The organism is Mesorhizobium sp. M0139 (assembly GCF_040322455.1).
GTDB lineage: Bacteria > Pseudomonadota > Alphaproteobacteria > Rhizobiales > Rhizobiaceae > Mesorhizobium.
The window spans coordinates 271,987-286,752 of the sequence record NZ_JAMYTN010000005.1; the positions used below are offsets into that span (position 1 = coordinate 271,987).

Sequence of the window (14,766 nt, forward strand, 5' to 3'; positions counted from 1 at the left end):
CGGGGAGAGGGCACCGCTGCATTTCATGGGAAAAGCCGTCTGCAATCGAAAAAGCGGCGGGCGTGTCGCTGTTTGGCCAGTCCGCGCCGTTGATCGTGATTGTCTTAGCGCTTGAAACCACACCAGAATGGTGTTTGGCTGACGAAACAAGGCGGGCAGAGAAACCGTAACTACGCTTCGCCAAAGAATCACAATGGGAGACTGCCAATGTCGCGTATGAACACCTTCGTCGCCGGCCTCGGCCTGGCGACTTTTCTGTCCACGAGCGCTGCACTTGCCGGCGATCCGGAGAGCTGCAAGGCGGTGCGCCTTTCCGATGTCGGCTGGACCGACATCCAGGCAACCACCGGCGTCGCTTCGGTGCTGCTCACCGCGCTCGGCTACGAGCCGCAGACGATCCAGCTATCGGTACCGGTGACCATGGCGTCGCTGAAAAACAAGGATCTCGACGTCTTCCTCGGCAATTGGATGCCGTCGATGACCAACGACATCAAGGACTACACCGCCGATGGTTCGGTCGAGACGATCGGCACCAACCTGACCGGCGCCGGCTACGGCATCGTCGTACCGACCTATGTCGCGGAGGCCGGCGTCAAGTCGCTGACCGACATCGGCAAGTTCAAGGACAAGTTCAACGGCAAGATTTACGGCATCGAGGCGGGCAATGACGGCAACCGCATCATCCTCGACATGATCAAGAACCCGAAGGACAATCTCGAAGGCTTCGAGCTGGTCGAGTCCTCGGAAGCCGGCATGCTGACGCAGGCCGAGCAGTCGATCAAGAACAATGAGTGGATCGCGTTCCTCGGCTGGACGCCGCATCCGGTGATGGGCGCCATGAAGCTCACCTATCTCGACGGCATGGGCGACAGCGGCTTCGGCGCCGCCACCGTCTACACCAATGTGCGCAAGGGCTACACCACCGAATGCCCGAATGCCGGCAAGTTCATCGCCAACCTGAAGTTCAACCTGGACATGGAAGGCGAGATGATGGACGCGATCCTGAAGGGCGGCGACGCCAACACGGTCGCAGCCGACTGGCTGAAGAAGCACCCTGACGCGGTTGCGCCGTGGATTGCCGGCGTCACCACCTTCGATGGCGGCGATGCGGCAGCGGCGGTCAAGACCGCGCTCGGAAGCTGAGCCGACTAATTCGGCAAAGCCGAACCAGGAAGGGCAGCCAATCTAGAAAAGGCTGCCCTTTTTCATATCCTGTGAGAAGATGACCTAACGACAGCGGAGGCCGGAAGCAGGCGGTCTCTCGCATGAGAGGGGCGATATGGATCCGATTTCGAAATTCATGGTCGATCACAAGATACCGATCGGCGCCTGGGGAAAGGCGTTCTTCGGTTTCCTCACCGACAATTTCGACACCGTGTTCAGGGCCTTCTCGAATGGCCTCAATTTCTTGCTCGACGGGCTGGTTGGCATCCTTTTGATGGTGCCGCCGGTGCTGCTGGCGCTGATCATCGCCATCATCGCCTGGCTGCTGCAGCGCTCGCGCCCGCTGGCCATAGGCGTCTTTCTCGGCCTGATCTTCATCATCAACCAGAACCTCTGGAAGCAGACGGTGCAGACGCTGGTGCTGGTCGTGGCCGCCGCCGCCATGGCGATGGCCATCGGCGTGCCGCTCGGCATCTGGGCCGCGCACAAGCCGAAGGTCTACCGCATCATGCTGCCGGTGCTCGACCTGATGCAGACGCTGCCGACCTTCGTCTACCTGATCCCGGTCCTGACCCTGTTCGGTCTCGGCAACGCGCCCGGCCTCATCGTCACCATCATCTTCGTCATCCCGACCGCGGTCCGGCTCACCCATCTCGGCGTCGTCTCGGTGCCGAAGTCGATCATCGAGGCCGGCGAGGCGTTTGGCGCCACCAAGCAGCAGCTGCTGTGGAAGGTCGAATTGCCCTCAGCGCTGCCGACCATCATGGCCGGGCTGACGCAATCGATCATGCTGTCGCTGTCGATGGTGGTGTTTGCAGCACTCATCGGCGCCGGCGGCCTCGGCACTGAAATCAACCGCGCGCTCGGCTCGCGCCGCATCGATCTCGGGCTCGAGGCGGGCCTGGCGATTGTCGTACTCGCCATCGTGCTCGACCGGATGACGCGTATCGGCGTTGGAGGCAAGAAATGACCGTCGCCGTCGATTTCAAAAATGTCGATATCGTCTTCGGGTCCGACCAGGCCGGTTCGCTGGCGCTGATCGATGGCGGCGCCACGCGCGCCGAAATCCTTGAAAAGACCGGCAATGTGCTGGGTTGCGCCGGCGCCAGCCTGACCGTGCATGAGGGCGAAATCTCGGTGCTGATGGGCCTGTCCGGCTCGGGCAAGTCGACGCTGCTGCGGGCGGTCAACCGGCTCAACGTGGTGTCGCGCGGCCAGGTGCTGGTCAAGGACGGCGACAATATCGTCGATGTCGTGACCTGCGATCAGGCTACGCTGCGGCGGCTGCGCCAGAAGCAGGTGGCGATGGTGTTCCAGCAGTTCGGCCTGCTGCCCTGGCGTACGGTGGAGGAGAATGTCGGCCTCGGCCTCGAACTCGCCGGCGTGCCGGAGCAAGAGCGCAAGGAGCGCGTGCAACGCCAGCTGAAACTGGTCAATCTCGACCAGTGGTCGAAGAAATACGCGCATGAGCTGTCCGGCGGCATGCAGCAGCGCGTCGGCCTGGCCCGTGCCTTCGCCACCGAGGCGCCGATCCTGCTGATGGACGAGCCGTTCTCGGCGCTCGATCCGCTGATCCGCACCAAGCTGCAGGACGAATTGCTGCAGCTGCAGGCGGAGCTGAAGAAGACCATCATCTTCGTCAGCCATGATCTGGAAGAGGCGCTGAAGATCGGCACCCACATCACCATCATGGAGGGCGGTCGCATCGTGCAGACCGGGGCGCCGGAAGACATCGTGCTCAAGCCCGCCAATGACTATGTCCGCGACTTCATCGCCAATGTGAATCCGTTGTCCGTGCTGACCGCCTGGAACGTCATGCGCGACAGCCGCGACCTCGAGCACGGCGATAATGGCTGGGTGTGGCTCGACCGGCGCAAGACGACGCGCTTTAAGATCGACGAGCACGGGCTGGTGGCGGCGGCGGAACGCGACGGCAAACCGGCGGTATGGGTTTCATGCGCCGATGTCGAGGCGCAGCCGGAGGAGACGGCGCAGGTGTTCTGGGCCAACCCCGGCACGTCGCTGAAGACGGTGATGCTGGCCATGCACCGCTCGCAGACGGCACCCGTGGCGCTGTTCGACGACCAGTCGCGCTTTGTCGGCGCGATCGGGATACGCGATGTGCTGAGCGCGGTGTTGCGGCGCTAGATCATGATGAGATTTGGTTGAAATCTCATCATGATCTAACCCTTTGTTGGAGCATGATCTTTTCCAAAAACCGGTACCCACTTTTTGGGATCATGCTCTAAGCCAGCCCGATGCGCGTGGCGCCGAGCTTGAACAGGGCTGTGGCATCCCGGTCGAAGCGGAAGGTGTCGATGAAGTCGTCGGCTCGGTAATCCGGAAGCGTCTTGCGGATGGCGGCGGCGAAGTTTTTCGCCTCGTCCAGCCGCCCAGCCAACGCCAGGCAGTGGGCGGCGATCGACAGGATGATGACATGTGCGTTGGGGCGGGCGGCCGCCTTCAGCGCCCATTCGGCCGCCTCGTCGAACTGGCCGAGGCGGACATGCGCCATGGCGCGTGCGCCCAGCATGCCGAACAGCATCGGGTCGAACGGCGACAGATGGCGCGAATGATCCGACGATCCGATCGCCGCGTGCGGGTCGCCCGACTGCGAATGCACGAAGGACAGCGCATAGTGGCCAAGCGCGAAGTTCGGGCTGAGGTCGACGGCTCTTTGCAGTTCTAGCACGGACGCATCACCCTCGCCGCGCAGCCACAGCGCCCGGCCCATCGCCCAGTGCGCGGCGGGATTATGATCGTCGACCAAAACGCTCTGGCCGGCCGCCTCAAAGGCAAGCGCGCTGTCCTGGTCGCGGTCGCCCCAGCGCTGGAAGGCGCTCTGCCAATGGGTGAAGGACAGGCCGGCATAGGCGCGGGTAAAGGTCGGATCCTGCTGCAGTGCGATGCCGAAGAAATGCCTGGCCTGCTCGTTTTCGCTGCGGGTGAAGCGATACATATGCCAGAGTCCTCGATGGTAGGCCTCCCAGGCATTGAGCGAATTGGGCGCCTTCAGCATGGCGCGGTTGCGCTCGACCATCTCTATCTCGGATGAGACAGAGGCCACGATGCTGTTGCCGATATCGTCGAGGACAATGAAGATGTCCTCGGCCTTGCGCTCGAAGGTCTCGGCCCAGACGATCCTGGCCGTGCGAACCTCGACAAGCTCGACAGTGACGATCAGGCGACCCGTCGCGCTGCGCACCGTGCCGGTGGCGACATAGTCGACATTCAGCCTTCGGCCGGCATCTTCCGGCGCGATGTTCCTTTCCGCCAGCGCAAAGACCGAGCCCCGGGCGATGACAAAGAAGTCCCTGAGCTTGGCGAGGCGGGTAATGATGTCGTGGGTCAAGCCATCGGCCAGCCCGCCACGAACGCCGCTACCGGCGTCTTCGGCAAATGGCATCACGGCCAGCGAAGCCTTGTGCGGCGTCGCGGCTTCTGAACCGGCAAGCATGACTGACGCCTGGTTCGGCCCGGGCGGAGCTGCCGGTTGTGCCGGCAAAATCGCGCAGGGCCGTTCGCTGCGGATGGACAGCCACGCCTCGCGCACCGGGCCGAAATCCAGCTCTTCCGACTGGAACAACTGCGCCGCAGCGGCAAGATGGTCTTCGCAGGCGCCGAACTGGCCGCGCCGCGCCAGCCTCACCAGGAGTGCGACATGGGCGCTGCTGTCGAACGGGGTCAGTTCCAGCCATTTTTCGAGATGGGCGGAGACGGCTTCGGAATCGGCCGGCAGCGTCTTGACCAAATGTTCCAGTATAGCAGCTTGGCAGGAACCGAAACGGCGGCGCTGCGCGGTCAGCCAGCTGTTGAAGAGAGGGCTGCGGTCGATCTCCAGCCCTTCGAGGAAGTCGCCGACGAACAGGTCGGAGAGCAACTGCAGTCGCGTCGGCTCGAGCGTTTCGATGCCTGCGGCAGCCGCCGCCGCGACATCCAGAACGTCGACTGAGATGCCGTCGAGATCGAGCGCGATCGTATCGCCCGATGTTTCGATCCTGCGGCGGCCCGGTTCGTCGAGCGCGGCCCGCAGCTTGCTCAGGCACCAGCGCAGCTCACCCCTGGGATCATTTGGAACATCCCACAGCAACTCGCAGAGCTTGCCACGTCCGACCGGATGGGGCGCCAGCGCCAGATAGGCCAGCAGCGCGCGCAGCTTGCGCGATGCCGGCAAGACCACCGGGACGCCGTCGCGCGCAATTGTCGGCGGCCCAAACAGGCGCACGACAACACCTTGATGGCTGCTCGCCAGGCTCGATTCCACGCCAGATACCACGCCTGCTCCCACGCTGACCTGCCGGCCCCTGCTTTACCACCGAGCACGACAAAGTGCACCCGGCTGGCAAAATTTGTGCGCCGAATGTGGTGTTTACCACACTGCCGCACGTCAAGGACCTGTAGTGCGGCAAGGTGTCGAAATCTCGCCGCTCAAACCGCCGGTGTGTAACCGGCCCGTGAGCAAGAACCAGGAGTCTACCATGTTGCATCAGCAGAAAATCAGAACCACGGCCGGCCGCGGCCGCCTGTTCGACAGCATTCTCGACACCATCGGCGACACGCCGGTCATCCGCGTCAATAATCTCGGACCGGCGCACGCCACCATCTACGTCAAGGCCGAGTTCTTCAATCCGGCTGCGTCGGTGAAGGACCGGCTGGCGCTCAACATCATCGAGGAAGGTGAACGCACCGGCGCGCTCAAGCCGGGACAGACCATCGTCGAGGCGACCAGCGGCAACACGGGCATCGGTCTTGCCATGGTCTGTGCGCAGAAGGGCTACAAGCTGGTGGTGACGATGGCCGACAGTTTCTCGGTCGAGCGCCGCAAGCTGATGCGGATGCTGGGCGCCAAGGTGGTGCTGACGCCGCGCGCCGAGAAAGGCTTCGGCATGTACAAGAAGGCGGTGGAACTGGCCGAAGCCAATGGCTGGTTCCTGGCCCGCCAGTTCGAGACCAAGGCCAACGCCGACATCCATGAAGCAACCACGGGACGCGAGATCGTCAACGATTTCGCCGGCTCGCGGCTCGACTATTTCGTCACCGGCTACGGCACCGGCGGCACCGTCGCCGGCGTGGCGCGGGTGCTGCGCCGCGAGCGGCCTGAGACCCGGATCGTGCTCACCGAACCGGCCAACGCGCAGCTTGTCGGCAGCGGCAAGCCGCAGATGCGTGGCGCCGGCGGAGCGCCGGCCGCCAGCCATCCGGCTTTCGAACCGCACCCGATCCAGGGCTGGACGCCGGATTTCATCCCGCACGTCCTGCAGGAGGCCATCGATGGCAACTTCTATGACGAGGTGATGCCGATCGCCGGGCCGGAGGGCATGAAATGGGCCAAGGCGCTGGCGCAGCAGGAAGGCATCTTCACCGGCATTTCCGGCGGTTCGGCTTTTGCCGTGGCGCGCCAGATCGCCGGCACGGCACCGGCCGGATCGGTGATCCTGTGCATGCTTCCCGATACCGGTGAACGCTACATGACCACGCCTTTGTTCGACGGCATCGAGGCCGAGATGAATGCGGAAGAGCTTGCTCTCTCGCGCTCGACGCCCGGTTGCCAGTTCCCGGCATGATGACGCGGGAGCAAATTGCATGGACGCGATGCCTGTCACCTCGGCTGCCGAGGAAACGCTTGACCCCTCGGACTGGGCCGATGTGCAAAGCCTGTCGCATCGGATCGTTGACGATGCCGTCGCTTACCTGCGCGATGTCAGGCAACGGCCGGTGTGGCAGGAGATGCCTGGAGATGTGAGGCATTTCTTCACCGCCTCGCTGCCGCAATCGCCGACCCCGCTTGCCGACATCTATGGCGATGTCGTGGACAAGGTGATGCTCTATCCAATGGGCAACATCCATCCGCGCTTCTGGTCCTGGTATATGGGGTCGAGCAATTTTACCGGCGCGATCGGCGATTTCCTGGCGGCAATCCAGGGCTCCAATCTCGGCGGCGGCAACCATGCCGCCGCCGAGATGGACGGCCAGGTGGTCGACTGGTGCAAGCAGATGATGGGCATGCCGGCTTCGGCCAGCGGCACGCTGGTCAGCGGCGGTTCGATGGCCAACATCATCGGGCTGACCGTGGCGCGCAACACCAAGGCCGGCATCGACGTGCGCGAGCACGGCGTTGGAGCAATCGAAAAGCCGTTGCGTTTCTATGGCTCGGACCAGGTCCATTCCTGTCACCGCAAGGGGATGGAAGCGCTCGGCCTCGGCAACAAGGCGCTGCGGCGCATTGCCAGCGACGCCGGACTTCGCATCGACATCGAAGCTTTGCGGGCGGCGATATCGGAAGATCGCGCGGCCGGGTTCAAGCCGGCCTGCATCATCGGCAATGCCGGCACTGTCAACACCGGCGCCATCGACGATCTGCAGGCGCTGGCCAAGCTGGCGCATGAGGAGGATCTCTGGTTCCATGTCGACGGCTGCATCGGCGCGCTGATCGCGATCGCGCCCGAGAATGCGCGTCGTGTCGCCGGCATCGAATGGGCCGATTCCATCGCGCTCGACCCCCACAAATGGCTGCACGCTCCGTTCGAGGCAGGCTGCGCGCTGGTCAGGGATGCCTCGGCGCATCGCAAGACCTTCGCGGTGACGCCGGAATATCTGGAATCGACACCGCGCGGCCTCGCCTCCGGCCAATGGCTGCACGATTACGGCCTGCAGACGTCACGCGGCTTCAAGGCACTCAAAGTGTGGATGGCATTGCGAGAACACGGCGTCGAAAAATTCGGCCGCCTGATCGACCAGAACATTGCGCAGGGGCAGTATCTCTCAGGGCTGATCGCGGCCGAACCAGCGCTCGAACTGACGGCGCCGACCAGCATCAACATCGTCTGCTTCCGCTATCGCGCGGATGGTCTCGATGGCGAGCGCGCGAAAGCGCTCAACACCGAGATCATGCTGAGGCTTCAGGAAGACGGAACCGCCGCCATTTCCGATACCACGGTGCAAGGCCGGCATTGCCTCAGGGTGGCGATCAACAACCACCGGACCCGGCGCGAGGATCTCGACCTTCTCGTCGCCGAAACGGTCCGCCTGGGCAACGAGATCGCTTCTGCCTGACCGGCCATGGGGTAGAGCAAGCGGCTCTCAGCCGCTGGCGGCCTCCTGGAAATCGCCCTTCGTCACGGGGAACGCCAGGCCGGGAAGGTAAAATGTGATCGGCCGGATTTCGTAGACTGCCGAGGGATTCACGCGGCGCAAGTCGCGCGCGGCTGCAATCGCCGCCTCCTGCGTGGCGCAGTCGAGGACATAAAGACCCAGCAATTGTTCCTTGGTCTCGGCAAACGGCCCGTCGATGACGATGCCTTCGCCCGGACCGCGCAGCGTCACGGCGTCGGCGGTCGCGCCCAGTCTTGCCGCCGGCCCGAGCTTGCCTTCGCGGGTCAGCCTGGCGTTGACTTCGAGCAGGTCGTGCATCAGCGCCGCATCCTGCTGCGGCGTCAGGGACTGGATGGTCTGTTCGACGTGATAGGCCAGGATGGCGTAAAACATGCGGCGATCTCCTCCTGTTCGAGCGGCTGCACTATTGCAAGGTTGGGTTGGCTGATCCACCCCCGGTGCCCATCGAGACGCTAGTCTGCTGCCTCATGCCGCCAGCGGCAGGCTGAGCTCCGTCAGCAGGCCGCCGCAGGGACGGTTGGACAGGTTGACATCGCCGCCGGCGGCACGCGCAATGTTGCGGGCAATGGTCAGGCCGAGGCCGAGACCGCCGGTCTGGCGGTTGCGCGATTGCTCCAGCCGCACGAAGGAACCGAACACCTGGTCGAGCTGCGCCTGCGGTATGCCCGGCCCCTCGTCGCGGATGACCAGCGTGACCGTGCCGTCCGACTGCCGCAGGCTGACATGGGCTTTCTTGCCGTAGGTCACGGCATTCTGGACCAGATTGTTGACGCAGCGCTTCAGCGCCACCGGTCGCGCGATGCAGATCATGCCACGCGGCCTGGCGCCGTCATGGTCGAACGTGACGTCCTCGAAACTGTCGGCGATCGATTCCACCAGCGACCAGAAATCGATCCGCTCGCTCTTCTCCTCGGTGACTTCGAAGGTGGCGAAGTCGATGACGGAGCTGGCGATGCTCTCGATGTCGGCGAGGTCGTGGGCCAGCGCCTCGCGCGCGGTCGATCTGCGCAACAGTTCGAGGCGCAGCCGCATGCGGGTCAGCGGCGTGCGCAGATCGTGGGCGAGCGCGGCGGCCAGATGTTCGCGGTCCTCGACATAGTCGCGCAGCCGGACCTGCATGGCGTTGACGGCTTTGGCCGCGGCGCGGATTTCGCGGCTGCCGGTCTCGGCGATCGGCGGGCTCTTCAGATCCGTGCCGATCCGGTTGACCGCGGTTTCCATCATCCGATAGGGCGCCGTCAGCCGGCGCAGCGACCAGATCGACATGATCACCACCAGGGCCGCGATCAGCGAATAGAGCGGCAGGCTGTCGAAGCTCAATATCGGTCCGACCGGCGTGTTGGGCTCGGTGAAATTCAGCCATTGGCCGTCGGCGAAGCGGACAGAGGCCGTCAGCTTGTCGCTTTGGGCGAAGCTGGCCGCCAGCGATAACAGGTCACGCTCCACCGCGCCCACATCCTTGGTCACGGCCACACCGCCAGGCGCGTTGGCTGCCTGGGTTGCCGGATCGCGCCGGACGCGGGCGTCGGTGATGCCGAATTTCGACAGCCGCCCGACCAGGATGTCCTCGAGTTCGGCCAGTTCGTCGTCGCCGGCGATCGACGAGGTGACCGCGGGCGTGTCCGAAACGGTGAGCGCATAGGTGGCGTTGAACAGACCGGAGGCCGTCAGCTTGCGCTGCTCCGGCGTGTCGTCATGCATCAGCTGCACCAGCGAATAGGCGCGGTCGTTAAGCCGGTAGAGATCGACCTCGTCATTGGCGACGGCACGATCGCGCGAGACGATGTAGAGCGTGGCGACCTGGCTGATCAGCAGGCCGGCAATGACGATGAGCAAAACCCAGACCGGCAGGGTTTGCGGCAGGAAACGTCTCATTCGGAGGTGGTCTCGGGCAGGAACTGGTAGCCGCCGCTGCGCACAGTCAGGATCAGTTTCGGCGTCTTGGGGTCGTCTTCCATCTTGCGCCTGAGACGGCTGACCAGGATGTCGATGCTGCGGTCGAAGGAATAGTCGCTGTCACCGCCGGAAAGCTCGATGAGCTGGTCACGGGTGAGGACGCGCTGCGCGCTTTTGACGAAGGTCTGCAACAGGTTGAACTCCGCCATCGTCAGTTCGACCCTGACGTCGCCCGGCGCCATCAGCCGGCGGCGCGAGCAGTCCATCGTCCAGCCGGCAAAATGATAGATCTGCTTGGTGGTGGCCCGCTTCGGCTCGGCAGCACCATTGCGCCTCAAAACGGCGCGGATACGGGCCAGCAGCTCGCGCGGATCGAAGGGTTTGGGCACATAATCGTCGGCGCCCATTTCCAGGCCGACGACGCGGTCGGTGGTCTCGGTGACCGCCGTCAGCATGATGATCGGCGTCGAGTAGCTGGCGCGCAGGTCGCGGCAGAGCTCCAGCCCGCTCTTTCCCGGCAGCATCACATCAAGCACGATCAGGTCTACCTGCGTGCGGCGCAGTATGTCTTCCATCTCGACGCCGTCGGCGGCAACCGTGGTGCGCAGGCCGCGCTTCTGGAAGAATTCCTGAAGCAGGTCGCGAATGCCCTTGTCGTCGTCGACGATCAGTATGTGCGCATCGGATTTCACGGCGATCCTGTCATTGCTGGCGGCCGGTCGGCGGCTGCCTTCTGAGTCTGCTTCTGTGGCGTCACCCACACGATAGAATTCTGGCCACATGTTGGCCAGCGGCGATGATCGCCCGCAAAGCCGATTTGCCAGAAACAATTCAGAAACAAAATTCTATAGTCCGGAAAAACTCCCGAAAAAAATCAAGGGCATAAAGGGTGCCGTGGCGGTCAGGACATCGGCTGCGACGCGAAGTCTCCGGAGTAACGGACATCACCAATGCACAGGTTCACGATCAGCTTGATGGGTGCGCTGCTCAGCATTCCGCTCGTCACAGCCGCGGTCGGAGCCACAACCGCAAAGGTGACGCCGATCACAAGGAGCGAGCGCTGCATCGATCTCAATCGCCAGGTAGACGAAGCCCTTGAAACCCATGCCGCGGCAACGCAGGTCACCGCGGCGAAAGCACTGCAAAGAAAGGGAAACCGGTTCTGCGCCAACAAGAAACAGGCACAGGGTATCCGGATGCTCGCGAACGCTTTGAAGCTGCTTGGAGTGACACCGATCGACCCGGTTCAGTGACACTCGAAACACGACCCGCACAAAGAAGGAAATGAAGCCATGAAAAAGTCCATCCTCTCCGCCACCGGTCTCGCCGTCGCTCTCGCTTTCGCAATGCCGGCTCTGGGCAATGCCGCTGCCACCACGACCGCTGCTCCGGCTGCTTCCACGACCACCGCTCCGGCGACCACGACCGCCAAGCCCCCGGTGAAGAAGGTCGTCGCCAAGAAGCCCGTCAAGAAGCACAAGAAGGCGAAGAAGGTCGTCAAGACGGACGCCCCGAAGGCCTGATCCAGACAGCCAACAGGCTTGTCTGTAACAAGGCCGCTCCAGCACCCCCCCGGCTGGAGCGGCCTTGTCGTGTGAGCATGATTACCCGTTGATGGGTGCCGGCCACCCAGGACTTTAACCCGTTTGCAATGCCGGTCCGGTAGGATAGCCCGCATGAAGAAGCGGCTTTCATCCATTCTGCGCTCGATGGCCATCGGCGGCCTTGTGGCCTCGGCAATGGTCAGGGTGCTGATCCAGTTCACCGCCAGCCCGGTGCCCGATCCGGTGAGCGGGCGCACAGAGCCGTCGCTGTTTGCACCGGCAATCTCCAGCAGCTGGCAATACATCACACCATGGCAAAGCCTGCTGCTTACCGTGATCACCGGCGCGGCGCTGGCCTGCTTCTTCGGCTGGCTCGCGGTCGCCTGGGTCGAATACAAGGCGGCCGGATCAAGGCCGGATGCGGCATCCAGCGCACGGCAATTCCAGGCTCGTCGCGTCGCCAATCGCCAGGGCCGTTGAACCGCAGCATACACTTCCTAAATTTGTGAACGGCAGCACTTCCGGGAAGCCGGTTTGGCGCGCCGATCAAAATGGACGACGGCTTTCCCCCATGACAAAGTGAGAGCGACCCCTCGCGCGATACCGGTTCCCGATGCCTGAAATCAGTTCCAAACCCCGCACCAAGACCAAGCCGCGGACCGAGCGGCCGAAGCTCTACAAGGTCATCCTCATCAATGACGATTTTACGCCGCGCGAATTCGTGGTGACGGTGCTGAAGGGCGAGTTCAAGCTCAGCGAAGACCAGGCTAACCGGGTGATGATCACCGCGCACCGGCTCGGCGTTTGCGTCGTTGCCGTCTTCACCAGGGATGTCGCCGAGACCAAGGCGACACGGGCCGTCGACGCGGCCAAGGCCAAGGGGTACCCGCTGCTGTTTACGACGGAGCCGGAGGAGTAGGTTGAGCGTCTTTCTCCCCGTATAGTGACGGGGAGAAGGGATCCTTACCTTCCCTCTCTGTACCACATCGCGCCCATGGCCAGCAGCAGCAGGCAAAGGCCGAGGAAGCCGCCGAACAGGGGTACGCGCGAGACGGCTTTGAGCACGCTGTCGTCGGTGCTGCGCAGGCCGATCCAGTCTGCGCCCGAGGCCGCACCGGAGGCGCGGACCGGGACGATGGAGGGCAGGGTGACGCTGCCGGTGAGCTGGCCAAGGGTGGAGGAGGCCGCCAGCCGGCGCACGCTGCCGCCGGTGGCCTCAGTCGGAGCCTTCAACCGGTCCTCGGTAGAGACGACGTCGGAGAATTCCGGCGCGTTGACCGGGCCGACATGGGCGAGTGCGGTCAGGTCACCATTGCCGATCTGGTAGAGGCCGATCTCCTTGGTCTCGATGCTGCCCAGGAAAACGCCGGGTTCGGACTTCTCCAGCTTGATGATCAGCGCCTTGCCCGAAGGGGTGATCACCTGCGCCGGGCCGGGATCGTCGCTCATCGTCTGGCGGCGGATTTCCAGCATCATGCCGCGGCCGTCGGCGGTCAGCCGCTCTTCCTCGAGTTCAGGTTCCTTCATCAGCCAGTGGGCGATGCGGCGGTAAAGCTGGACATGCGGCCCGCCACCCTCGAAGCCGCGCGCCCATAGCCAGCCCTGATCGGACAGAAGCATGCCGACGCGGCCTTCGCCCTTATGATCGAGCAGAAGCAGCGGGCGGTTGTCGGCGCCCTTCATCACCACTTCGCCTTCGGGGTTCTGCACGCCGATGGTGCGGAACCAGCGGCTCCAGCGCGGCGGCTCGGTCGCCGAGCCGTCGAGGCCGCGCGTCACCGGATGGCGCTGGCCGAGATCGGTGAGGCGCGGATAGAAGGCCTTGTCGATGACTTCGCCGGTCGGCATTGCCGGCAGCGACGACATTAGCGGGGTGCGGGCGATCGAGGAGTCGCCGGCATATTCCGGCCCGGCGGCGATCAGCAGCGCGCCGCCCTTTTCGACGTATTCGGAGATGTAGTCGTAATAGAGGATCGGCAGCACGTCGCGGTGCTGGTAGCGGTCGAAGATGATGAGATCGAAATCCTTGATCTTCTCGACGAACAACTCGCGGGTCGGGAAGGCGATCAGCGACAGTTCGTTGATCGGCGTGCCGTCCTGCTTTTCCGGCGGCCGCAGAATGGTGAAATGGACGAGATCGACCGAGGCGTCGGATTTCAGCAGATTGCGCCACGTGCGCTCGCCGGCATGCGGTTCGCCGGAAACCAAAAGCACGCGCAAGTTCTCGCGGATGCCGTCGATCAGCGCGATGGCGCGGTTGTTGGCGTCGGTCAGTTCGCCCGGCTCGCGGTCAATAGAGAGTTCGACGATGTTGCGGCCGGCGCCGGGGATGGTCACCTGCAGCGGCATCGCCTGGCCGATGGTCGCTTCTTCGACCGCGACCTGCTCTCCATTGACCGAGACGCGGACATCGACCGGGCCGGTTTCGCCGTCGGTGGCGATGACGCGGTAGGTCATGTCGAGCGGCTTGCCGACGAGGCCGAAGCGTGGCGCGTTCTCGAAGCGGATGCGGCGGTCCTTCTCGTGCTCGTTGCCGGTGATCAGCGCGTGCAGCGGCGCATTGAAGTCGGGGGCGGCCGGTGCGTCATGCACCTCGCCATCGGTGATCATGATGGCGCCACCGATGCGCGAGGGCGGCACGTCGCGGAAAGCGCCTTCAAGCGCTGCAAAAAGCTTGGTCTCGGTGCGCTCGTCGGCGGCTTCCGACTTGCCGGCCTCGACGACGCGGACGTCGAACTGCTTGAAGCGGCCAAGGCGCTGCTGCAAACCGGCAAGCGCTTCGTCGGTCTGTTTGGTCCGGTCGCCGATATCCTGGCTCTGGCTGCGGTCGACGATGACGGCAACGACGCTCTTCAGCGCCTCGCGCTCCTCATCGAGGAAGACCGGATTGAGGAGTGCTGCGCCCAGCGCAATCAGCGCCGCGAAGCGGAAGATCGCGCCGCGCTGGCGAAACCACAAGCCGACAGCCGCCAGCACCAGCAGCGGTGCGAGCACCAAAGCCAGCAAGGGCCAGGACAGCAGCGGTTCGAAGGAAATCGACCAGTTCATA

Annotated in this window: 14 protein-coding genes; 9 read left to right on the plus strand and 5 right to left on the minus strand. The window is 63.8% G+C overall.

The window, feature by feature from the left end; all coding sequences use genetic code 11:
- Positions 1 to 207: 207 nt before the first annotated feature.
- The 3 genes from NKJ58_RS10705 (at position 208) to choV (ending at position 3,312) form a co-directional block, all read left to right on the plus strand.
- The gene (locus NKJ58_RS10705; protein WP_023686157.1) at positions 208 to 1,143 is read left to right on the plus strand and encodes a choline ABC transporter substrate-binding protein; all 936 of its coding nucleotides are present in this window, start codon (positions 208 to 210) and stop codon (positions 1,141 to 1,143) included.
- 136 nt (positions 1,144 to 1,279) lie between these two features.
- Positions 1,280 to 2,134, plus strand: coding sequence for a choline ABC transporter permease subunit (gene choW / locus NKJ58_RS10710; protein WP_023669995.1), 855 nt, complete (start codon positions 1,280 to 1,282; stop codon positions 2,132 to 2,134).
- A complete protein-coding gene (gene choV / locus NKJ58_RS10715) occupies positions 2,131 to 3,312 on the plus strand; it encodes a choline ABC transporter ATP-binding protein (protein ID WP_023669996.1) in 1,182 nt (393 codons plus the stop codon). The genes choW and choV overlap by 4 nt, the downstream gene beginning before the upstream one ends.
- Before the next feature lie 97 nt (positions 3,313 to 3,409).
- Here choV and NKJ58_RS10720 read toward each other — a convergent pair whose 3' ends face one another.
- Positions 3,410 to 5,440 (minus strand): transcriptional regulator, encoded by a 2,031-nt coding sequence (locus NKJ58_RS10720; RefSeq protein ID WP_050485815.1) that lies wholly within the window; start codon positions 5,438 to 5,440, stop codon positions 3,410 to 3,412.
- A 202-nt stretch (positions 5,441 to 5,642) separates the two neighbouring features.
- Here NKJ58_RS10720 and NKJ58_RS10725 point away from each other — a divergent pair, with 202 nt between their 5' ends.
- Together NKJ58_RS10725 and NKJ58_RS10730 are read left to right on the plus strand one after the other, a co-directional pair.
- The gene (locus NKJ58_RS10725) at positions 5,643 to 6,728 is read left to right on the plus strand and encodes a PLP-dependent cysteine synthase family protein (RefSeq protein ID WP_023748149.1); all 1,086 of its coding nucleotides are present in this window, start codon (positions 5,643 to 5,645) and stop codon (positions 6,726 to 6,728) included.
- A 19-nt stretch (positions 6,729 to 6,747) separates the two neighbouring features.
- Entirely contained in the window at positions 6,748 to 8,217 is a 1,470-nt protein-coding gene (locus tag NKJ58_RS10730) for a pyridoxal phosphate-dependent decarboxylase family protein (RefSeq protein ID WP_352853093.1), read from the plus strand.
- 27 nt (positions 8,218 to 8,244) lie between these two features.
- Here the strand turns inward: NKJ58_RS10730 and NKJ58_RS10735 are convergent, their stop codons facing one another.
- The 3 genes from NKJ58_RS10735 to NKJ58_RS10745 all read right to left on the minus strand — a co-directional run bounded on the left by NKJ58_RS10735 (position 8,245) and on the right by NKJ58_RS10745 (position 10,865).
- Entirely contained in the window at positions 8,245 to 8,649 is a 405-nt protein-coding gene (locus tag NKJ58_RS10735) for a YciI family protein (protein ID WP_023686152.1), read from the minus strand.
- Between the two features lie 93 nt (positions 8,650 to 8,742).
- On the minus strand, positions 8,743 to 10,152 hold the full coding sequence (locus NKJ58_RS10740) for an ATP-binding protein (protein ID WP_023686151.1): 1,410 nt from the start codon (positions 10,150 to 10,152) through the stop codon (positions 8,743 to 8,745).
- Positions 10,149 to 10,865: a response regulator gene (locus NKJ58_RS10745; protein WP_023670002.1), complete on the minus strand. Its 717-nt coding sequence runs from the start codon at positions 10,863 to 10,865 to the stop codon at positions 10,149 to 10,151. The genes NKJ58_RS10740 and NKJ58_RS10745 overlap by 4 nt, the downstream gene beginning before the upstream one ends.
- A gap of 258 nt (positions 10,866 to 11,123) precedes the next feature.
- On the opposite strand from NKJ58_RS10745, the gene NKJ58_RS10750 reads away from it, so the two are divergent.
- From NKJ58_RS10750 to clpS, 4 genes are all read left to right on the plus strand, one after another.
- Entirely contained in the window at positions 11,124 to 11,426 is a 303-nt protein-coding gene (locus NKJ58_RS10750) for a hypothetical protein (RefSeq protein ID WP_023683677.1), read from the plus strand.
- Positions 11,427 to 11,465: 39 nt separating this feature from the next.
- The gene (locus NKJ58_RS10755) at positions 11,466 to 11,696 is read left to right on the plus strand and encodes a hypothetical protein (RefSeq protein ID WP_023670004.1); all 231 of its coding nucleotides are present in this window, start codon (positions 11,466 to 11,468) and stop codon (positions 11,694 to 11,696) included.
- Positions 11,697 to 11,849: 153 nt separating this feature from the next.
- Entirely contained in the window at positions 11,850 to 12,197 is a 348-nt protein-coding gene (locus NKJ58_RS10760) for a hypothetical protein (protein WP_023713954.1), read from the plus strand.
- 133 nt (positions 12,198 to 12,330) lie between these two features.
- On the plus strand, positions 12,331 to 12,636 hold the full coding sequence (gene clpS / locus NKJ58_RS10765; RefSeq protein ID WP_023670006.1) for an ATP-dependent Clp protease adapter ClpS: 306 nt from the start codon (positions 12,331 to 12,333) through the stop codon (positions 12,634 to 12,636).
- A gap of 44 nt (positions 12,637 to 12,680) precedes the next feature.
- Here the strand turns inward: clpS and NKJ58_RS10770 are convergent, their stop codons facing one another.
- On the minus strand, positions 12,681 to 14,765 hold the full coding sequence (locus NKJ58_RS10770; RefSeq protein ID WP_023741056.1) for a membrane protein: 2,085 nt from the start codon (positions 14,763 to 14,765) through the stop codon (positions 12,681 to 12,683).
- Position 14,766: the final 1 nt, after the last annotated feature.

Coding starts and splice junctions, on each gene's coding strand:
- NKJ58_RS10705 (WP_023686157.1), top strand. CDS start 208: ATGTCGCGTATGAACACCTTCGTCGCCGGCCTCGGCCTGGCGACTTTT.
- choW (WP_023669995.1), top strand. CDS start 1,280: ATGGATCCGATTTCGAAATTCATGGTCGATCACAAGATACCGATCGGC.
- choV (WP_023669996.1), top strand. CDS start 2,131: ATGACCGTCGCCGTCGATTTCAAAAATGTCGATATCGTCTTCGGGTCC.
- NKJ58_RS10725 (WP_023748149.1), top strand. CDS start 5,643: ATGTTGCATCAGCAGAAAATCAGAACCACGGCCGGCCGCGGCCGCCTG.
- NKJ58_RS10730 (WP_352853093.1), top strand. CDS start 6,748: ATGGACGCGATGCCTGTCACCTCGGCTGCCGAGGAAACGCTTGACCCC.
- NKJ58_RS10735 (WP_023686152.1), bottom strand. CDS start 8,649: ATGTTTTACGCCATCCTGGCCTATCACGTCGAACAGACCATCCAGTCC.
- NKJ58_RS10740 (WP_023686151.1), bottom strand. CDS start 10,152: ATGAGACGTTTCCTGCCGCAAACCCTGCCGGTCTGGGTTTTGCTCATC.
- NKJ58_RS10750 (WP_023683677.1), top strand. CDS start 11,124: ATGCACAGGTTCACGATCAGCTTGATGGGTGCGCTGCTCAGCATTCCG.
- NKJ58_RS10755 (WP_023670004.1), top strand. CDS start 11,466: ATGAAAAAGTCCATCCTCTCCGCCACCGGTCTCGCCGTCGCTCTCGCT.
- NKJ58_RS10760 (WP_023713954.1), top strand. CDS start 11,850: ATGAAGAAGCGGCTTTCATCCATTCTGCGCTCGATGGCCATCGGCGGC.
- clpS (WP_023670006.1), top strand. CDS start 12,331: ATGCCTGAAATCAGTTCCAAACCCCGCACCAAGACCAAGCCGCGGACC.
- NKJ58_RS10770 (WP_023741056.1), bottom strand. CDS start 14,765: ATGAACTGGTCGATTTCCTTCGAACCGCTGCTGTCCTGGCCCTTGCTG.